The following is a 19,724-nucleotide window of genomic DNA, read 5'->3' as shown; positions in this document are numbered from 1 at the left end:
TTGCTGGGTCAGAAGTGGATGCCGCGCATCATCTGCTGCAGCGCGATGGCCTCGGGCGACAGGCCGCCCTTGCTGCCCTTTTCCCCCTTAGCCGCGTCGCTGTCCGGGAACATGCGGAAGGTGGTGTTCATCACGATCTGCGCGATGCGCGGCGCCACGGCGTGCAGGATCTGCCCCGTCATGCCCAGGCGCGTGGCGATGCGCACCGGCTTGCTGATGCAGGCCTGCGCAATCATGTCGCCTGCCTCTTCCGGCGACAACGTGGGCACGTTGTTGTAGATCTTGGTGGGCGCAATCATCGGCGTGCGCACCAGCGGCATGTTGATGGTGGTGAAGGTGATGCCGGTGTCGGCGAACTCACTCGAGGCGCAGCGCGTCCAGGCGTCGAGCGCGGCCTTGGAGGCCACGTAGGCGCTGAAGCGCGGCGCGTTCGTCAGCACACCGATGGAGCTGATGTTGACCACGTGGCCCTTCTTCTTGGCCACCATGCCGGGCAGCAGGCCCATGGTCACGCGCAGGCACCCGAAGTAGTTCAGGTCCATGGTGCGCTGGAAGTCGTGGAAGCGGTCGTAGCTGCTCTCGATGGCGCGGCGGATGGAGCGGCCGGCGTTGTTGATGAGGAAGTCCACGCCGCCAAAGTTCGTCGTGCACCACTCGATCAGCGAGGCGCAACCGGCTTCGTCTGCGATGTCACAGGCGAAGGCGTGGATCTGCGCGTTCTTGCCCGCCTTGTCCTTGATCTCGGCCACGGCTTCGTCGAGCTTGACCTGGTCTCGCGCGCAGATCAGCGTGATGGCGCCGGCTTCGGCGAACTTGATCGCCGCGGCCAGGCCGATGCCGGACGAGCCACCCGTCACCAGCACCACCTTGCCGGCGGTGGCACCCTTGAGGGAGCGGTCGATGAAGAGGTCCGGGTCGAGGTGGCGTTCCCAGTAGTCCCACAGGCGCCAGGCGTAATCGTTCAGGTCGGGGCAGGCGATGCCCGAGCCCTTGAGCGCCGCCTCGGTGTCACGGCAGTCGAAGCGCGTGGGGTAGTTGATGAAGGTGAACAAGTCCTCGGGCAGCCCGAGGTCCTTCATCACCGCATTGCGGATGCGGCGCACCGGCGCCAGCGCCATCAGGCCCTTCTTCACGCTCTTGGGGATGAAACCCATCAACGCAGCGTTGATGAAGAGGTTCATCTTGGGCGCATGCGCGGCCTTGCTGAAGATGTCCAGCACGTCGCCCACGCGGTAGCCCTTCGGGTCCACGAGGTGGTAGCAGCCCTGGCCCTTGGTGACCTTGTGCGAGATGTGGTCCAGCGCGTTGACGACGAAGTCCACCGGCACGATGTTGATGCGGCCGCCCTCCAGGCCCACGCTGGGCATCCACGGCGGCAGGATCTGGCGCAGGCGCTGGATCAGCTTGAAGAAGTAGTAAGGCCCGTCGATCTTGTCCATCTCGCCGGTGGTGGAGTCGCCCACCACCATGGCCGGGCGGTACACCGTCCACGGGCGCTTGCATTCCTTGCGCACGAGCTTCTCGCTCTCGTGCTTGGTCATGAAGTACGGGTGGTCGAGGTTCTCGGCTTCCTCGAACATGTCCTCACGGAACACGCCCTCGTACAGGCCCGCGGCCGCGATGGACGACACGTGGTGCACATGGCCCGCGTCGATCGCCTGGGCGAACTCCACCATGCTGCGCGTGCCCTCGATGTTCACGGCCGTCTGCGCCTCTTCATCGGCGCTCAGGTCGTACACCGCAGCGAGGTGGTACAGATGGTCGATCTGGCCCTTGAGGCTCTTGATGACGTCGGCCGCCACGCCCAGCTTCTTGCTGGTCAGGTCACCGTAGACGGGAATCGCGCGCGTTTTGCTGACGCCCCAGTAGGCCAGCAAGTCCGGCAGCTTGCCGGCGCTTTCCTCGCGCATCAGGAAATAGACCGTGCTGCCGCGACGCGCCAGCAGCTTCTTGACGAGCCGTTTGCCGATGAAGCCTGTGGCGCCGGTGACGAAATACTGCATGCGAGGTCTCCTGCTTTGGAAGTGTGAAAGGACCGTGTCCAGCCTGATTCTTCACCAGCGCCTGGGCAGCGCCGGTGCGCGCTTTCCCGAGGAAAAGCCACCCCTGCATCGTAGAGCGCACTCACTAGGAATCGCCGTGTTGATGCGGGGTCTGGCCGCTACAGTGCGTGTGGCAATACGCAAACTCGCAAGGACACCGACATGGTCAAGAAGCTCCAGAAGATGGCTGACAAGAAGAAGGCCGACGCAGCCACCGGCTTGCCCAAGGGCCTGCTCGACAACGCGATGGCACAGAACGTCAAGGACAGCGCCCAGCACATCTGGGCCGCCGGTCTCGCCTCCTTCGCCAAGGCCCAGGGCGAAGGGTCCAAGGTCTTCGAGGCCCTCGTCTCGGAAGGACTGAAATTGCAGAAGAAGACCCAATCCGCTGCGGAAGAGAAGCTCAGCGCCGTGGCCAGCAAGGTCACCGGCATGGCGGGTGACGTCGGCTCCAAGGCCGGCCAGCACTGGGACAAGCTCGAATCCATCTTCGAACAGCGCGTGGCCAAGGCGCTCAAGAGCCTGGGCGTGCCCTCGGCCGGCGACGTGGAAAGCCTGATCAAGCGCATCGACGCGCTGGCCGTGTCGGCCGGCCTGAAGAAGGCAGCCCCGGTCAAGGCCGCCGCGAAGAAGGCCCCGGCCAAGAAGGCCGCCCCGGTGAAGGCCGTGGCCAAGAAGGCTCCGGCCGCCAAGAAGGCTGCGCCCGCCGCCAAGCCCGCAGCCACGCCCGCCAAGAAGGCCGCGCCCGTGGCCAAGAAGGCTGCAGCCACGCCGGCCAAGAAGGCCGCCGCCACGCCCGCCAAGAAAGCCGCTCCGGTGAAGGCCGTGGTCAAGGCGCCGGCCAAGGCCCCGGTGAAGAAGGCCGCTCCGGCCAAGAAGGTGGCCGTTAAGGCCGCCGCCGCCCCGGCGCCCGCCGCCGAGGTCAAGGCCGAGCCGACGGCTCAGGCCTGACGGCTGACGCCGGCCATCCATGCGCCAGGCTGAGGGCTCGTCGAGCCCCTCCCACGGCCAGCCCCGCATCGGGCTGGCCCTCGCCGGCGGAGGCCCACTGGGCGCCATCTACGAAGTTGGCGCCCTTTGCGCTTTAGAGGAGGCCATCGAAGGCCTGGACTGCACCGCCTGCGATGGCTACATCGGCGTGAGCGCCGGGGGCTTCATCGCCGCCGCCCTGGCCAATGGCATGACGCCGCGCGAGTTGTGCGCGGCCTTCATTGAAAACACGGCCGAGCCGCCCGACCGGTTCGACCCCGCCGACCTGCTGGAGCCGGCCTGGGGCGAGTTCGGCCAGCGCCTGCGCCAGCTGCCGGCATTGCTGGCCCACGCCGCGCGCGAGGTGCTGTTCGAGGGGCGCTCGTTGCTGGGCGCCATCGAGCGCCTGGGCCGGGTTCTGCCTACCGGGCTGCTGTCCAGTGAACGCTTCGGCGACGCCCTGCAGCGCGTGTTCGCGGTGCCCGGCCGCACCAACGACTTCCGCAAGCTGCGCCGCCCGCTGGTGCTGGTGGCCACCGACCTGGACAGCGGCGAGGCCGTGCCCTTCGGCGCGCCGGGCTGGGAGCACGTGCCCATCTCGCGCGCCGTGCAGGCCAGCGCCGCCCTGCCAGGGCTGTTCCCGCCGGTCGAGATCGAGGGCCACCACTTCGTGGACGGCGCGCTGAAGAAGACGCTGCACGCCTCGGTGCTGCTGGACCGCGGGCTGGACCTGCTGATCTGCCTGAACCCGCTGGTGCCCTACGCCAGCGACCGACATTCCTCGGCCCGTGAAGACCGCTCCCGCCGGGCGCGCGAGCTGGCCCGCAAGCTGGGCCGCCCGGGCGGGCGCTGGCTGCAGCCGGGCATCCCTCGATTGGTGGACGGTGGCCTGCCGCTGGTGCTGTCGCAGACCTTCCGCTCGCTCATCCACTCGCGCCTGGCGCTGGGGCTCAAGGGCTACGAGCTGACGCATCCGCAGACCGACATCGTGCTCTTCGAGCCCGATCCGCACGATGCCGAGTTCTTCATGGCCAACACCTTCAGCTACCGGCAGCGCCGCCACCTGGCCGAACACGCGTACCAGGCCACACGCGCCCTGCTGCGCCGGCGCGCTGACGCACTGCGGCCGCAACTGGCCCGCGTCGGGTTGACGCTGCGTGACGACCTGCTGGCCGACACCGAGGCACGCCTGCTGCCGGTGCCGGGCGAGACGCGCACCGATTCCGCCTTGCGCACGCTGCGCCGCAGCCTCAACGTGCTGGAGCGCCGCCGCCGGCGCTGATCAGGCCGCCGCGTCCACCAGCTTGCGCGTGATCGCCGCCCGCAGCGGCGGCACATGCCGGGCGAGGTCGATGACCGCCCGGCGCAAGGCCAGCACCGGTGCGCGGTCATCCGTGAACAAGCGCACCAGGGCGTTCGTGCCCGCATACATCGGCCCGGCAGCGCGGCGGTGCTCGGCCTCATAGGCCAGCAGCGGGCCCAGGGCGCCGGTGTCGCCCCCCGGCGTGAGGCGCCTTGAGAGCGCCTCCACCCCGTAGAGCCCCAGGTTGTAGCCGTGCGCCGTGACCGGGTGCATGCCCGCTGCCGCGTCGCCCGCCAGCGCCAGGCGCGGCGCGCAGAAGCGCTCGGCCCACACCGCCACGAGTGGGTACACGTGACGCGCGCCGTCCACGCGCATCGCGCCCAGCGTGCCGCCCGCGGCCTGCTCGATCTCAGCTGCCAGCACGGCATCGTCCAGCGCCTGCAGGCGCGGCAGGGCCGCGTTGGCCACCGTCCACACCGCCGAGCTGCGGCCGCCGTTCATGGGCAGCAACGCCAAGGTGTGGCCTTCCAGAAAACACTCCTGCGCCAGCCCGCCGTGGTCCTTCGCGTGGCGCAGGGGCACCAGCAAGGCACTGCGCCCGAAATCACGGTGGCGCGCCCCCAAGCCCGCCAGCCGACGCAGCGGCGAGAACCGGCTGTCGGCCGCCACCACCAGCGGGGCGGCGTGCACCTCGCCGCAGGCGGTGCGCAGCCGGGCCTCGCCCGCGTCACGCTCGAACGCCACCACCTGGCGACCACACAACACCGGCACCCCCCGGGCCTGGGCGCCCGCCCAGGCGGCCGCGCGCAGGTGGCGGTTGGACACCAGCCAGCCCAGGTCTTGCCCTGGCGCCTCGAAGGGCAACGCCTGGCGCGAGCCGCTGGAGCGCACGCTGGCCCGGCGCAGGGGGGCGATGTCAGGCAGCGCGCCCCAGAAGCCCAGCGCCTCCAGCAACCGCCGCGAGCGGTGCGTCAGCGCAATTTCACGGCCGTCGTCCGCCGGGGCGCGCAACGCGCCTTCGTCGGCCTGTTCCAGCACCCGCACCGCGAAGCCTCGGTCATGCAGGGCGCACGCCAGCGCCAGGCCCACCGGGCCGGCGCCGCTGATCAGCACCTGCGGAAAAGCAATGTCCATCATGGCCGGCAGCCTAGGCGGCGGCGCTTGAACTCACCTTGACCCACATCAGGCTTGCTCGCGGCACGCCCTCACCGGCCCTGCGGCAGGCGGTTCACGGCACCATGTCTGTATGGTTTTGCCCCCTGTCACGTCCACGTCCGAGCGACCTCGCCCCACGGTGTACTTCGATGGCGCCTGCCCGGTGTGCCGGCGCGAGATTGCGCACTACCGGCAAGGCAGCGGCGAGCACGCGCTGAACTGGGTGGACGCCGCGGCCTGCCCGCCGGGCGACCTGGGCCCGGCGCTGAGCCGCCCGCAGGCGCTGGCCCGCCTGCACCTGCGCCTGCCCGATGGACAACTGGTGCACGGCGCCGCCGCATTCCTGGCGATGTGGGCCGCGCTGCCCGATCACCCGCGCCTGGCGGCCTGGGCCCGCCGCCTGAACCGCCCGGCCGTGGTGGCGGTGCTGGATGCGGCCTACAGCGCCTTCCTGCGCGTGCGTCGCCTGTGGCGCCGAGCGGCATGAGCGCGGCGGCCCGCCCCGGCACCTTGGTGGCCCCCGACCTGCTGGCCCCCTGGCACGCGGCCCTGCGCACCGACCAGGCCGGCGAAACCGGCGCGGTGTGGATCTACCGCGGCATGCAGGCCGTGACCCGGGACCCCGCGCTGCGCGCCTTTGCCCAGCGGCATCTGGCCACCGAGCAGGCGCACCTGGACACGCTGAACTCCTGGCTGCCCGCCGCGGAACGGAGCCGGCTGCTGCCGGTGTGGCGCGTGGCCGGCTGGCTGACCGGCGCGCTGCCCGCAGCGGCCGGGCCGCGCGCGGCCTATGCCACCGTGGCCGCGGTGGAAACCTTTGTGGAGCAGCACTACCGCCACCAAATCGAGGCCCTGCCCGCCACCGGCCCCCTGGGCGCCTTGCGCACCACCCTGGAGGCCTGCCGTCAGGACGAAGCCCATCACCGCGACGAAGCGGCCGCGCAGGCCACACGGGCGCGCCTGGCCCCCTTGGCCGTCCCATTGCCACCCCTGCTGCGCGCCTGGTGCGCCCTGGTGCGCCACGGCAGCGCTTGGGCCGTGCGCCTGACCCGCCATGTCTGACCCCCGCACCAGCCGCCCGGAAGAGATCGCGCGGTTCGACGCATGGAGCGCCACCTGGTGGGACGCCCACGGGCCCATGCGCCCGCTGCACGTCACGCAGGCCCTGCGCGGCCGCTGGGTCATCGACGCCGCCCAACGGCACTGGGGTCGGCCGCTGGAGGGCTTGCGCGTGCTGGATGTGGGCTGCGGCGGCGGGCTGATGAGCGAGGCCCTGGCCCGCGAAGGCGCCACCGTGGTGGGGCTGGACGCGTCCGCCGGCAACATCGGTGCGGCCCAGCGCCACGCGGCGGCCAACCCCGCCGTGACCGCCCGGCTGGCGTACCGCCACGGCGAGCCTGGCACGGCCTTGCAGCCCGGTGAGCAGTTCGACCTGGTGCTGGCGCTGGAGGTGGTGGAGCACGTGGACCACGTGCCCACCTTCATGAGCCAGGTGGCGGCCGCCGTGGCGCCGGGCGGCCTGCTGGTGGCCTCCACGCTGAACCGCACCTGGCAGAGCTGGCTGCTGGGCATCGTGATGGCGGAGTACGTGCTGCGGGTGCTGCCGGTGGGCACACACCAGTGGCGCCAGTTCGTCACACCGCAGGAACTGGAAGCCGCCGCGCGCCATGCCGGCCTGCGGCCGGTGCAACGGCTGGGCATGCGTTACCTGCCAGTGCTGCACCGCGCGCACTGGACGCGCAGCACCGCGGTGAACTACCTCGCCAGCTTCAGCCGGCCTGCGGCGCCCGGCTGAGGTCCTGCGAGTCAGCCTCCTCCAGCGTCTGCAACTCCACCAGCCGGCGGTACAGGCCGCCGTCCAGCGCCATCAGCTTCTCGTGCGTGCCCTGCTCTTGCAGGCGGCCGTGGTTCAGCACCAGGATCTGGTCGGCGGCGCGGATGGTGGACAGGCGGTGGGCAATGGCCACCACCGTCACGCGCCCGTGCAGCGCGGCCAGCGCCTCGCTGACCTGGCGCTCGGTGGCGCTGTCGATGTTGCTGGTGGCTTCGTCCAGGAACAGGATGCGCGGCGAACCGGCCAGCGCCCGGGCCATGGCAATCAACTGCCGTTGCCCGGTGGACACACGCGCCCCGCCCTCGCCCAGCCGCGTGGCGTAGCCCTGCGGCAAGGCCTCGATGAAGTCATGCGCCCGTGCCGCGCGGGCGGCGGCCTGCACCTGCGCCTCGCTGATGCCGGGGCGGCCCATGGCGATGTTGTCGTGCACGCTGGCCGACATGAGGAAGGGCTCCTGCGGCACCAGGCCCACCGCGTCGCGGAACGCGGCATCCGGCACCGCATGCAGGGGCTGGCCGTCCACCTCGATGCGCCCTTGCTGCGCGCTGTAGAAGCGCAGCAGCAGCGACAGCAGCGTGCTTTTGCCGCTGCCGGTGTGGCCCACGATGCCCACGAGGCTGCCCGCCGGGATGCTCACGTCGATGTGGTGCAGCACCGGCCGCGCGGGGTCGTAGCCGAAGCTCAGGTCGTGGATGCGCAGGCCCCCCTGCGTGATGGGCTGGCCGTCCTGCCTGATCGCATCCATGCTGCGGTGGTCGTCTTCCTCCAGCAGCTTGCGCACGCGTGACGCGGCCACCATGGCCTGCTGCAACTGGCCGAACTGCAGGGTGATCTGGATCAGCGGCTCCACCACGCGGGCGATGTAGCTCAGAAACGCATACAGCAGGCCCACCTCGATCGCGCCCAGCGGGCCGACGAGTTCGCGCCGCCCGAAGCTGTAGATGACCGTGACGAGCAGCAGCACGTTCATCAGGTCCAGCGCCGGGCGCAGCAGCCAGGCGTTGGCCCGCAGCTCGGCAATGCGCGACAGCCGGTGCTCGGCGTTGGTCGACTCGAACCGCGCCGCAAACCGGCCCGCCGCGCTGCTGGCCTGCAGCACGGCCATGCCGGCCATGCTTTCAGCCATCTGGGCGTTGATGTCGCTGCGCAGCTGGCGCGTGCGGGCCACGGCCGGGGCAGAGAGCTTCTGGTAGCCCAGGATGATGCCCACCATGGCCGGCACCAGCGTGGCCACGATCAGCATCAGCCGCCAGTCCAGAAACGCCATGGCGGTGAGCGTGCCGGCCACCACGATGCTGGAGTCCAGCATCACGTACAGCACCTGCCGGTAGAGCTGGTTCACCGCCTCGGTGTCGTTGGTGACGCGGCTGACCAGTTGCCCGGTGATGGCCCGGTCGAAAAACGCCATAGGCAGGGCCAGCACATGGGCGTAGACGCGTTCGCGCAGGCGCAGCACCGAGCGCCGTGCCACACCCGCCATGCGCGACAGCTGGGCGTAGCGAATCCACGTCGCCGCCCAGCCGGCCAGCAGCATGGTGGCCAGCAGCGTGGCGATTTCGGCCAGGTCGTAGCGGCCGGGCAGCAGGTGGTGGTCGATGTAGCGCTTGCCGAGGATGGGGCCCAGCACTTCCAGGCCCGCGGCGGCCACCAGCCACAGCGCGCCTTGCAGCAAGGGGCGCCGCTCGGGCCGGGCCGCGTCCAGCAGCAGGCCCACGCTTTGCCAGGGGCGTTCGGTGCTCATGCGGCCTCCTTCATGCGGCGTCCAGGCTGGCTTCGATTTGTTGGTAGCGCCACTGCGAGGCGTACCAGCCGCCCAGGGCCAACAGCTCGGCATGGGTGCCGCGCTCCACAACGCGCCCCTGGCGCAGCACGACGATGGCGTCCGCGTCCATCACCGCCGACAACCGGTGCGCGATCACCAGCACGCTGCGCTCGGGCTGCGCCGCACGCAGCTCCCGCAGGTGGGCCAGGATGGCCGTCTCGGTGCCGGTGTCCACGGCCGACAAGGCGTCGTCCAGCACAAGCAGCTGCGAGGCCGGCGCCGCCCCGCCGGCGGTCTGGCTGAGCAAGGCGCGCGCAATCGCCACGCGTTGGCGCTGGCCGCCGGACAGCGTCACGCCGCGCTCGCCCACCTCGGTGGCATAGCCCTGCGGCAGGCGCGCGATGTCATCATGCACCGCCGCCAGCCGCGCGGCCGCCTCGATGGCTTGCGGCGTGGCGCCGGGGCAGGCCAGCGCGATGTTGTCGGCCACCGAGGCCGAGAACAGGAAGGGCTCCTGCGGCACCCAGGCGATGTGGGCGCGCAGCGTGGCCAGCGGCAACTCGGGCAGCGGCACCCCGCCCAGCGTGAGCCGACCGGCCTGCGGCTCGGCCTGGCGCAGCAGCAGGCGCACCAGCGTCGACTTGCCCGCGCCGGTGGCGCCCACGATGCCCAAGGTTTGGCCGGGCGCCAGCGTCAGGTCCACGCCGTCCAGCGCGGGGCGCGCGTGCGCGGTGGCACCGGGGTAGGTGAAGCTCAGGCCCTCGGCCCGCAGCGTGGTGTCGGCCGGGCGGGCGGCACGGCCGTCGTCGGCCAGGGTCAGTGGGGCGTCCAGCACCGGCGCCAGCCGCGCCCAGGCCGCGCGGCCGCGCTCCAGCAGCGCCATCACCCAGCCGGCAGCAAACATGGGCCAGATCAGCTGCCCCAGGTACATGGTGAAGGCGGTCAGCTGGCCGATGCTGATCTCGCCCCGCGCCACCAGCCAGCCGCCCACCGCCAGCGCGATGGCGAACGCCGACGACAAGGTCATGCCCACGGCGGGCTCGTACGCGGCCTCCCAACGCTGGGAACGGAAGCTCGCCTCCGCCGCGCGCCCGGCCAGTTCGCCGAACTGCTGCTCGCTGCGCGCCACCAGGCCCAGCGCCCGCACGGTGCGCACGCCGGCCAGGCTTTCCTGCACCTGCTGGTTCAGCCCGCTGAAGGCGCCCAGCGCGTCTTGCGCCGCGGTGTGCAGGTGCTTGGAGATCCACCAGAACGCCAACGCCATCACCGGGAACGGCAGCAGCGCGGCCAGCCCCAGCCGCCAATCGATGGCCAGCACCATCATGGCCAGCACGAGCAGCAGGGTTTGGGTGCCGTCGAAGCCGGCCAGCATGGCCTCGCCGGCTGCCATTTCCACGGTGTCGATGTCGTTGGTGGCCAGGGCCATCAGGTCCCCGGTGCGCTGCGCCTGAAACCACGCCGGGCCTTGCAGCGCCAGGCGCTGGAACAGCTGCGTTCGCAGCCGCGCGCCGAGTTGGTACGCCGCCTTGAACAGCGTGAGCCGCCAGCCCACGCGCAGCAGGTAAATGGCCAGGCCCGCCAGCACCAGCACGGCCAGTTGCTGCAGCAGCGCCGCACCGTGCAGTTGGCCGGCCACCAGCGCGTCCACCACGCGGCCCACCTGGCGCGGGATCCACACCGTCATCAACGCAATGCAGCTGAGCATGGCGCCCGCGCCGGCGTACGCCCGCCAGTGCTCGCGCACAAAGGCGCCGAGCATGCGGGCCAGGCTCACCGCGTGCGGGCCAGCCACAGGCCGCTCCAGGTCAGGCATCCGTTCAACAACAGCAACTCCAGTCCGATCTGATAGCCGCCCCACGGCTGGCCGAAGTCCAGCACCGCACACAGCGCGGGCGCCGCCAGGCACACCGCCAGCAACGCCCGCCCCGACACCGGGCGCGGCGTGAACAGCGCGAACGCGAACAGCCCGAGCAGCGGGCCGTAGGTGTAGCCGGCCAGCTTCAGGATGACGAAGATCATGCTGGCACTGTCCAGCGCCTTGAAGCCCAGCACCAGCGCGAGGAACAGCACCGCAAAGCCCAGGTGCACGCGGCGGCGGGTGCGGGCGTCCTGCGGCGGCAGGCGCAGCAGGTCCAGGCAGGTACTGGCCGTCAGCGCGGTCAGCGCGCCGTCGGCACTGGGCAGCAGCGCCGACACCAGGGCCAGCACAAACACGGCCTGCACCCAGCCCGGCAGGTGCTGCATGACGACGGTGGGAAAGAGCGCGTCGCCCTTCGCGGCCACGCCGTGCGCTTGTGCGTACAGCGTCAACACGCCGCCCAGCAGCAGGAACGCCGTGATCACCCCCACCAGCAGGCCGGCCAGCAGCAGCAGGTTTTTCTGGGCATCGCGCAGGCGGGCCACGGACAGGCTCTTCTGCATCATTTCCTGGTCCAGCCCGGTCATGGCGATGGTGATGAACGCGCCCGCCAGCAGCGCCTTGACCGAGAAGTCGCGCGACAGCGGATCACTCACCCACACCCGCAGCAGGCCCGCGGCGTCCAGCTGCGCGACCGCATCCGGCGGCCACAGCAGCGTAGTGCACACCGCCAGGCCGGTGAGCATGCCCAGGGTTTGCAGCGTGTCGGTCCACACCAGGGCTTTCACGCCGCCGTCCACGGTGTAGAGCAGGATCATCAGCAGCACCACCGCCGCCCCCACCGCAAACGGCACGCCCAGCGGCGCCAGGATCAGCGCGTGCAGCACCTGCACCACGAGGTACAGCCGGGCCGTGGCGCCCACGGTGCGCGACAGCACGAAGTACGCCGCCCCCAAGCGCCGTGCGCTGTCGCCCAGGCGGGCTTCGAGCAGCTCATAAATGGAGGTGACGCCGAGCCGGTGGTAGTGCGGCAGTAGCACGAAGGCGATGGCCACATAGCCGGCCACATAGCCGGCGGTGACCTGGAGGTAGGTGAAGCCGCTGGCCGCCACCGACCCCGGCACGCTGATGAAGGTGACGCCTGACAGCGAGGTGCCCACCATGCCGAACGCGACGATGGGCCAGGGGCTGCTGCGCCCGCCCACGTAGAAGGCATCGGCCCCGGCCCGGCGGGACACACCACGCGCCAGGCCGAGCAGGAGAAGGAAATAGGCAAGAACGCCGGTCAGCAACAGGGCGGGAGACATCGGGCGGCATCATGCCCGAGCCCACCCGCCCCAGGCCCACGGTCAGGGGCTCCACACCCATGAAAAAAAAGGGGCCCGAAGGCCCCTGGTGGTGATGGCGCGTGCGCGGCCGATCAGGGGTAGCTGATCGTCAGCGTGTAGCCGCTGGTGGTGCTGGAGCCGCTGTAGCTCTGCACCTTGATGTAGACCGTGCGGGCGGTGGTGCCGTTCGTGTAGGTCAGCGACTCGGACGCGGTCGTGCCTTCCGACGAGGCCAGGCCAGCGCCGGTGGACGTGACCAGGTACAGGTCGTAGTCCACACCGCTCGGGCCGGTCATGTCGACACGGATGCGCTGGCCGGCGGCCAGGTTGACCTTGAAGTAGTCCTTGTCGGTCGCGCTGCTGATGAAGCCGGTGACGGTGGTGGCGGTGCCGATGGCGTTGGCCGTGGCGATGGTGCCGTTGGACTCGGTCTCCGCCATGCCGGCGCCTGCGTTGCTCACGTTGAAGTTCACCGCGGTGGACGAGGTGCTGTTGCCCGCCGCGTCAAACGCCTTGGCCACCAGGCTGTGGGCGCCGTTGGACAGCAGCTTGGAGTCCAGCGCCAGGCTGTAGGGGGCCGTGGTGTCGGTGCCCTTGAGCGTGCCGTCCACCCAGAACTCCACCTTGGTCACGCCCACGTTGTCGGTGGCTTGCGCGAACAGCGTGATGGTGCCGCTGGTGCCGGTGACGCTGCCGCTGACCGTGGGCGGCGTGGTGTCGCCCGGGGCCACACTGCCTTGCGTCACCCAGATGGGCGCCGACCACAGCACCTTGCCGTCGTCTTGCGTGAGCTTGGCGTAGTACACGTGCGCGCCATCGGCCGGCGTGAAGCTGTGCGTGGCGTTGTTGGTCAGCAGGGTCATGGTGCCGTTGCGACCCGGCACACCTTCCCAGATTTCCACCACCGACACCGTGCGGCCGGCCGTGTTGGCGAAGCCCACGTTCAGGTTCAGCGCGCCGCTGTTGTTGATGCGCGAGCCCATGATGGCGCCGTTGGCGCTGAACACCAGCTGCGAGTTCTTGTCGTGCGTGGCGAACACGCGGCGGGCCTTGAGCGCGTCGATGAAGCTGGCTTGCGTCAGCGGCGTGCCGTTCGGGATCAGCACGGCCGTGCGGTTGGTGTACGAGGCACCCCAGTTCGCGCAGTGGTTGTCCTGGTTGGTGGCCGGTGCCACGTGGAAGCCGCGCTCCAGGATCTTGCGGAAGGCCGACTCATAGCCCGAGCCCGGCTGCTGGCTTTCGTTCTCCACGTTGGAGAACGCACTGGTGTTGGAGATTTCCGCCAGCACCATCACTTCGTCACCGTCGGCGGTGTAGCCGAAGTCCACGCCGTTGATGATGAACTGCCCGGTGGTGTCCGGGTGGTTGAACTGGCCGACCTGGCCTTGCGCGCGCATCACCGAGTAGAGCGACGCGTAGTCGTTCTTGGCGATGAAGCGGTGGCCGTACAGGTCGTTGTTGGGGTCGTACTCCCACGAGTACAGCTCGTTGCTGACAAAGATGTTCAGGTGGCCGCCGCCGCTGATGACGCCCCACTCCATGCCGTAGGTGGCCAGGAAGCCCGGGTTGTTGGCGGTGTAGGTGTTGGCCGTGGCCACACCCGCCAGGAAGCGCGACTTCGCGGTCGCCGCCGGGATGGTGCCCAGGCCGGAGCTGCCGTCGAAGTAGTGGTTGTGGTCGGTGTTGGCGAAGAAGTCCAGGCCGCGCGCCTTGGCGTAGGGGAAGGCCGCGTCCGGGCCGTACTTGCCGGTTTGCGCGGCTTGGGACGAGCTGCAGCTGGCGATGTCGCCGCCGCCGTCCGAATCGTTCGTCTGGCCGTGCAGCGAACCGAAGTACACGGTGTAGGGCCAGCTGGCGATGGCGGAGGCTGCCATCGCCTTGGCGCGCGGGGCTTCGCCTTGCGTGAGCTGTTGGCCCAGGGCCATCGCGCGGTAGGCCGGCATCTTGGCCGCGGGCGGCTTGCCCAGCGCGAACTTGAACGACACCTCGTGCGGGGCGTGGTCGCCCCCGGCGGCGAGCAGCGCGTCAGCGCGGGCCTCGGCACTGCCGCTGGCCTTGGGGTCGGCGTCGGCCGCGGTGGCGGTCAGGCGGGCTTCGTACAGGCCATCGGCCAGCGCGCCGGCGTCACGCCCGGCCCAGTCGAAGTTCAGGCGAACGGGCTCGCCCTTGTAGAGCTCCACGCCGGCATAGCGCTGCACGACGCGGCCGTCCGGCGCCACGAGTTCGAGCCGGTAGGCGAACTGTTCACCCTCAGGCGCGCCGAGGTAGCTCAGCACCACGCCAAAGCGACGCGCGCCGCTGGGCAGGTCGCTGGTGAAGGGCACCATCAGTTCGGCCTCGAACTCGTGGTGGTCGGGGTACTTGACGCTGGGATGCACGGCCGCGGCCTGCGACATCGTGTCGGTGGCCGTGGGCTGAACGGTGGCAACGGGGGTGTCGTTGCCATTGCAAGCGGCCAGCAGCGCCGGCAGCAGGCACGCCGTGAGGGCGCGCAGGGCGAAACGGGGAGAGCTCATGAGAACCTCGTCGGTGAAGGGCGGGCGGGACAGAAGCGCGCGACTCAGTGCGCGCGACGACGGCGAGCCACAGCGGCCACCGTGGCCAGGCCCGCGAGCATCAGCGCGTAGGTCTGGGGTTCAGGCACCGGCAGCGGGTCCGGGATGGCCGTGCCGGAGAACGTGACGTTGTCGTAGCGGATGGTGCCGCTCGAAGCGAACGTCGAGCCCGTGTTGGTCGCCACATAGCTGCCGCTGGGCCCGTAGCTCGCCACCAAACGGACAGCAAACGACAAACTGTCGTTTGCCTTGGTGATCGAACTGAAGTCGTAGCTCAGCGTGTACCAGTTGGGGTTCGCCCCCTGAGGATCCATCTTGAACGACTTGACCGTCGTCCATTGGGTCTCGTCGGCCGCCTTGTATTGCAACGAGGTATATGCAGACGCCGTCGATGAGTTGCGCTGGGCAAAGCTGAACTGGATGTCCGAATAGCCCGTCGTCTCGACGTTGAACTGAATGCCGTTCGACAGGTTCGCAGCCGTGGTCTTGTACCCCGTTGTGTTGAGGGCACTCAATTGCGCTCCTCCAACGCCTTGAGCGAAGCTCGACGTCACGTCGCCCACCAGCGAGTAGGAAGCGGCCGCGCCGTTTGCGGTCAACGGCTTGGTGGAGGAGGCGGTGAATTCCCAGGTCGCGATCCGATCGGCTTGAGCGGAAAAACTGGTGGCGAGAAGCGCGGCAAGCGCGAGAGCACGGAGTTGCATGGGGTGGCGATGAGCAAAGTGAAGGGGTGGGATTTCCGTCAACAACCGACCCACAGGTCTGACGAAAGGCGCGAGGGTAGTGAGACTTTTTTTACGGAGTAGGAAACATCGCCTGGGGTTGTCCCTAGGACCGTTTTCACACGCCTGATGCCCAGCTGTGGTGCAGGGGCATTCCCCCTGAGTGGAGGGGGCCTTCGTCCCCATCGCGGTGCGCGCGCCCCGGCAAGGCTCACCCCCGATTCACGGGGGGCCGGCGACCCAGGGCCGTTGTGCGGAGGCGACGCGGCGTGGCGGCCGCGGTCAGTAGGTGCGGCCGCCTTTGAACTGGGCGTGCTGGCGGCGCTGCAGCGTGGTGCTGCGGCTCATGGCCTCGAAGCTGACGCGGGCATGCGCGTGCATCACGGCCAGGCCCAGGGCGTCGGCCGCGTCCTTGCCGGGCAAGCCGGGCAGGTTCAGCAGGCGCTGCACCATGGCCTGGATCTGCTCTTTCTTGGCGTGCCCGTGGCCCACGATGGCCTTTTTCATCTGCAGCGCGGTGTACTCGCTGACCGGCAGGTCCACCGACACCAGCGCCGTCAGCGCCGCGCCGCGCGCCTGCCCCAGCAGCAGCGTGGACTGCGGGTTGACGTTCACGAACACGATTTCTACCGCCGCGCACTGCGGCTGGTAGCGGGCGGCCACCTCACGGATGCCGTCGAACAAGATCTTCAAGCGCGCCGGCAGGTCGCCCACGGCCACGCCGGTGGTCTTGATGGTGCCGCTGGCCACATAGGCCAGACGCGGCCCGTCGGCGTCAATGACGCCAAAACCGGTGGTCTGCAAGCCTGGATCGATGCCCAGAATCCTCATGACAGACAACCACCTGCGGTGGCGACGCTGACAAGGTTTCTGCGCAGGCTCATGAGCGCGCCGCGCTCGTGAAGGTGCGCCGGCAACGGGCCGCAGCGAAAACCGGTGGTCTGCAAACCTGGGTCGATGCCGAGAATCCTCATCGCGGCGCGCTCCAGCGCCCGGTCGCGGTCATTTCCAGCCCAGCGGCAGCTGGAAGTACCAGCGCACCGAGTGGAAGAGCACCGGGGCGGCAAAGCACAGCACGGCGATGCGGTCCAGCAGGCCCACCGCGCCGGTGATGGAGCTGCGGTTGCCCCAGTACACGACGCCGGCGTCCTTCTTCAGCGCCTTCATCACCAGCCCGCCGAAGCCGGCTGCGCCGGCGGTGACGAACGCCATGGCCAGGGCCTGACCGGCCTTGAACGGCGTGATCCAGAACAGCAGCGTGCCGGCCAGGGCGCCGGTGAGCGTGCCGATCCACCACGCCCGCATCGAGAAGCTGCGGCTGATGCGCCGGGCCACCGGGCGCCGGCGCAGCGTGCGGGTGGCGATCTCCTGCGCAATCTGAGAGGCAGCCACCACCATCACCAGGAAGAACAGCAGGAAGGCGCCGCGGCCCGTGTAGCCAGGGAAGTCCAGCAGCAGCAAGGCCGGCGCGTGCGACAGGCCATACACGCACACCATCACGCCCCACTGGATCTTGGCGTTGCGCTCCAGGAAGGCGCGCGGGTCATCGGCCAGCGCGCTGACGATGGGCAACGCCAGGAACCCATAGACCGGCAGGAACACGGTGAACAGGTCGAAAAAGCGCGTGCCGCAGATCATGTACTGCACCGGCAGCAGCACGAAGAAGGCGACGATGAGGGTGCGGTGATCGCTGCGCTGGGTGTGCACCAGCGTGATGAACTCGCGCAGTGCGAGGAAGGAGAACAGCGCGAACAGCAGCGTGGCGCCCAGCGGCCCGGAGATCCAGGCCACCCAGAACATGCAACCGCCGATCCAGGCCGCGCGCAGGTCGCGCCGCACGCGCTCCCAGGTCAGCTGCGACGCGGCCCGCTCGTCCTCGCTGGCGCGCTCGCGCAGCGAGTTCAGGAACAGGCCCAGCGTCAGCAGGGTCAGAAAACCGAACAGCACCACGAAGAGCAGCGCCACCTGCTCGCTGGTGTTGAGTTGCTTGAGCCAGGCCACCATCAGTCGGCCCCCGGCTCGGCACCCACCACGGCGGGGTCGGGGCGCTGTTCCATCACGGCTTCACGCGCGCGGCACAGGAAGTCGGCCTTGCACTCGCCGGGGTTCAGCTGGATGGGAGCGCCGAACGTAACGGTGCACAGAATGGGCACCGGCACCACTTCGCCCTTGGGCATCACGCGCTGCACGTTGTCGATCCAGGTCGGGATCAGCTGCACGTGCGGGAACTGCTCGGCCAGGTGAAAGATGCCGCTCTTGAACGGCATGGGGTTGCCCTTGTTGGAGCGCGTGCCTTCCGGAAAGATCACCAGCGAATCGCCCTTGGCCAGGGCCTCGGCCAGGGGCTCGAGCGGGTCTTCGTCGGGGTTGCTGCGGGTGCGGCTGACGTAAATGGCGTTGAAGACCGAGGTCGTCAGCCAGCGCTTGAAGGGGCTTTTGGTCCAGTAGTCCCGCGCCGCGATGGCCCGGGTCTGCGCGCGCAACTCGTGCGGCAACGCAGCCCAGATGAGCACGAGGTCGAAATGACTCTGGTGATTGGCGATGTAGATGCGCTGCTCGGCGGTTGGCGGGCAGCCCTTCCAGTGGCCTTGGGCACCCGTGATGAGGCGCGCAATGAAGGCAAGCAACTGGCCGGTGAAGGCGGCAAGCGTCATGGGCGGGATTATCAGCCCCGCCCAAGGGCCTGCCGGTCACGTCGGTCGGCGCCGGCCAGCACCGACGCCCGTGACCGGGGCGTTACCAGTCGCCGCCCCCGCCGCCAGAGTCGCCGCCGCTGAAATCGCCGCCGCCACTGCTGCCGCTGTCCCAGCCGTCCCCGCTGCCGAAGTCGATGCCGCGGCGGGTGAGATCGTCAGCCGCACTGTTGCCGCCGCCGTCAAAGCTGCCGGGGATGATGCCGCCGGCGCCCATGCCGGCGCCTGCATCCACATCACGCGTGCGGCGGCGTTCGTCGGCGTCGCCGTGCAGCAGCTTCTCGGCCAGCATGCCGGCAGCCACGCCGCCCGCAGCGGCCAAGCCCACGCCCATCAGGCCGGGGCCCGAAGGCGGCGCCGCTGCCGGCCCCCAGCCCGCCGGGCTGGCGCCATAACCGCCGGCGCCGTAGCCCGCCGGGCTGTAGCCGCCGGACGCCATCGGCACCGGCGCGGGCACGGCCGCGCGGCGCGCCATCCAGCGCACCGCCAGAGCGATGAACACCACCCCCCCCACCACCAGCAGCCACACGGGCACGCCGCCGCCGTGCGCCGGCTCGGGCTCACGCGGTATCACCCGGGCGGGCGGCGCGGTGGCGCCTTGCACCGCCGGCGCCGGCGTGGCCGTGGCGGCCTGCTGCCGCTCCAGCAATTGCTCGAAGGCCGTGAACTTGCCCGGGTCGGTGAACTTGATCGCCGGGTCCAGCGCGCGGGCGCGGCTGGCGTGGTCGGCGGCGGCCTTGAACTGCCGCTCGTGCGCCAGGATCTCGGCCAACACGTAATGCGCTCGGGCGCTGTCCGGCTTGGCAGCCACCACCTCGCGCATCATTTTTTCAGCGCCGGCGTAGTCACCGCGCTGCACCGCCGCCTGCACTTCATCCACCTGCGGCAGCGCCTGCGCTGCGCCCCAGCCCAACATCGCGGCCAACCCGAGGCTGACCCACACCCTGCGCCACCATGTCATGACGTCACTCCTCACACGGACGGGCCCTGCGATCGGTGCAGGGCGCTCACGCCCAGTGTGCACCCCGGATCTGGCGGCAAGCCGTCAGGCTTCAAGAGGCGAGCTGTCGGACACCGCCGGGTTCAACCGTCGAGCCTAGAACCAGTAATCGCGCACGCAGCGGCCGTCGCGCGGCAGGTCGTCGAAGGTGTCGAGGCCGTCGAAGTGGTCGATCGGGATGTCGGCCACGAGATCGGGCTCCGCGAGCCGCAGGTTCACCGCGATGCGGCGGCGCCCCTGCTCGTCCAAGCGCAGCCCGCGCCAGAACGCCAAGCAGCCGCAGCGCGGGCAGAAATGGAACTCCAGCGCCTGGCCCCGGGCGTAGGCCTGGGTGGTGCCACGGGTGTGGATGCCTTCGTCCACATAGTCATACGCCCACAGCACACCGTAGCGGCGGCAGGCGGTGCAGTTGCACGCGGTCGCGCCGTCCGGCGTACCGTCGAATCGCCAGTGCACCTGGCCACACAGACACGATCCTTCCAACATGCGCTGACCTCTCCGGT

The 19,724-nt window shown here is 70.0% G+C and carries 17 protein-coding genes; 5 read left to right on the top strand and 12 right to left on the bottom strand.

Translation table 11 applies throughout. From position 1 onward, the window contains the following. Window positions 1–8: 8 nt before the first annotated feature. Window positions 9–2,003: an SDR family oxidoreductase gene (locus ACG01O_RS01505; RefSeq protein WP_394380503.1), complete on the bottom strand. Its 1,995-nt coding sequence runs from the start codon at window positions 2,001–2,003 to the stop codon at window positions 9–11. Between the two features lie 201 nt (window positions 2,004–2,204). On the opposite strand from ACG01O_RS01505, the gene ACG01O_RS01500 reads away from it, so the two are divergent. Both ACG01O_RS01500 and ACG01O_RS01495 read left to right on the top strand, forming a co-directional pair. After that, on the top strand, window positions 2,205–2,993 hold the full coding sequence (locus ACG01O_RS01500) for a phasin family protein (protein WP_394380500.1): 789 nt from the start codon (window positions 2,205–2,207) through the stop codon (window positions 2,991–2,993). Window positions 2,994–3,012: 19 nt separating this feature from the next. Next, complete coding sequence (locus tag ACG01O_RS01495; protein ID WP_394380497.1) at window positions 3,013–4,293, top strand: patatin-like phospholipase family protein; 1,281 nt, start codon at window positions 3,013–3,015, stop codon at window positions 4,291–4,293. Here ACG01O_RS01495 and ACG01O_RS01490 read toward each other — a convergent pair whose 3' ends face one another. Further along, window positions 4,294–5,451, bottom strand: coding sequence for an FAD-dependent monooxygenase (locus tag ACG01O_RS01490; RefSeq protein WP_394380494.1), 1,158 nt, complete (start codon window positions 5,449–5,451; stop codon window positions 4,294–4,296). A 109-nt stretch (window positions 5,452–5,560) separates the two neighbouring features. On the opposite strand from ACG01O_RS01490, the gene ACG01O_RS01485 reads away from it, so the two are divergent. Genes ACG01O_RS01485 through ubiG form a run of 3 tightly spaced genes read left to right on the top strand, consistent with a single transcriptional unit; the run spans window position 5,561 to window position 7,264 of the window. Beyond that, complete coding sequence (locus tag ACG01O_RS01485; protein ID WP_394380492.1) at window positions 5,561–5,956, top strand: thiol-disulfide oxidoreductase DCC family protein; 396 nt, start codon at window positions 5,561–5,563, stop codon at window positions 5,954–5,956. Beyond that, a complete protein-coding gene (locus ACG01O_RS01480; RefSeq protein ID WP_394380489.1) occupies window positions 5,953–6,531 on the top strand; it encodes a demethoxyubiquinone hydroxylase family protein in 579 nt (192 codons plus the stop codon). Before ACG01O_RS01485 ends, ACG01O_RS01480 begins: the two co-directional genes overlap by 4 nt. Next, window positions 6,524–7,264 carry a bifunctional 2-polyprenyl-6-hydroxyphenol methylase/3-demethylubiquinol 3-O-methyltransferase UbiG gene (gene ubiG / locus ACG01O_RS01475; RefSeq protein ID WP_394380487.1) on the top strand — a complete coding sequence of 247 codons (741 nt, stop codon included), beginning with the start codon at window positions 6,524–6,526 and terminating at the stop codon, window positions 7,262–7,264. Before ACG01O_RS01480 ends, ubiG begins: the two co-directional genes overlap by 8 nt. Here ubiG and ACG01O_RS01470 read toward each other — a convergent pair. The 10 genes from ACG01O_RS01470 to ACG01O_RS01425 all read right to left on the bottom strand — a co-directional run bounded on the left by ACG01O_RS01470 (window position 7,239) and on the right by ACG01O_RS01425 (window position 19,707). Continuing rightward, window positions 7,239–9,044 (bottom strand): ABC transporter ATP-binding protein, encoded by a 1,806-nt coding sequence (locus ACG01O_RS01470; protein ID WP_394380484.1) that lies wholly within the window; start codon window positions 9,042–9,044, stop codon window positions 7,239–7,241. The two genes, ubiG and ACG01O_RS01470, sit on opposite strands and share 26 nt — an antisense overlap. Window positions 9,045–9,054: 10 nt before the next feature. Next, a complete protein-coding gene (locus ACG01O_RS01465) occupies window positions 9,055–10,824 on the bottom strand; it encodes an ABC transporter ATP-binding protein (RefSeq protein WP_394382460.1) in 1,770 nt (589 codons plus the stop codon). 11 nt (window positions 10,825–10,835) lie between these two features. Further along, window positions 10,836–12,230, bottom strand: a complete 1,395-nt coding sequence (locus tag ACG01O_RS01460) for a sodium:solute symporter (RefSeq protein WP_394380481.1) — start codon at window positions 12,228–12,230, stop codon at window positions 10,836–10,838. 113 nt (window positions 12,231–12,343) lie between these two features. Continuing rightward, window positions 12,344–14,767, bottom strand: coding sequence for a CehA/McbA family metallohydrolase (locus ACG01O_RS01455; protein WP_394380478.1), 2,424 nt, complete (start codon window positions 14,765–14,767; stop codon window positions 12,344–12,346). Window positions 14,768–14,811: 44 nt separating this feature from the next. After that, window positions 14,812–15,510: a PEP-CTERM sorting domain-containing protein gene (locus tag ACG01O_RS01450; RefSeq protein ID WP_394380475.1), complete on the bottom strand. Its 699-nt coding sequence runs from the start codon at window positions 15,508–15,510 to the stop codon at window positions 14,812–14,814. Window positions 15,511–15,810: 300 nt separating this feature from the next. Next, window positions 15,811–16,359: a crossover junction endodeoxyribonuclease RuvC gene (gene ruvC, locus ACG01O_RS01445; RefSeq protein ID WP_394380472.1), complete on the bottom strand. Its 549-nt coding sequence runs from the start codon at window positions 16,357–16,359 to the stop codon at window positions 15,811–15,813. A gap of 171 nt (window positions 16,360–16,530) precedes the next feature. Further along, window positions 16,531–17,532: a phosphatidate cytidylyltransferase gene (locus ACG01O_RS01440; protein ID WP_394380469.1), complete on the bottom strand. Its 1,002-nt coding sequence runs from the start codon at window positions 17,530–17,532 to the stop codon at window positions 16,531–16,533. Continuing rightward, the gene (locus ACG01O_RS01435; protein WP_394380467.1) at window positions 17,532–18,182 is read right to left on the bottom strand and encodes a lysophospholipid acyltransferase family protein; all 651 of its coding nucleotides are present in this window, start codon (window positions 18,180–18,182) and stop codon (window positions 17,532–17,534) included. The genes ACG01O_RS01440 and ACG01O_RS01435 overlap by 1 nt, the downstream gene beginning before the upstream one ends. Before the next feature lie 82 nt (window positions 18,183–18,264). After that, entirely contained in the window at window positions 18,265–19,182 is a 918-nt protein-coding gene (locus tag ACG01O_RS01430; protein WP_394380464.1) for a tetratricopeptide repeat protein, read from the bottom strand. A gap of 135 nt (window positions 19,183–19,317) precedes the next feature. Beyond that, the gene (locus tag ACG01O_RS01425) at window positions 19,318–19,707 is read right to left on the bottom strand and encodes a GFA family protein (protein ID WP_394380461.1); all 390 of its coding nucleotides are present in this window, start codon (window positions 19,705–19,707) and stop codon (window positions 19,318–19,320) included. Window positions 19,708–19,724 lie beyond the last annotated feature (17 nt).

Origin of the sequence: Pelomonas baiyunensis (assembly GCF_043555935.1) — a bacterium.
Classification (GTDB): domain Bacteria; phylum Pseudomonadota; class Gammaproteobacteria; order Burkholderiales; family Burkholderiaceae_C; genus Pelomonas; species Pelomonas baiyunensis.
Note: the sequence above shows the minus strand (reverse complement) of the source record. Positions and strands in the feature narration are given on the sequence as shown.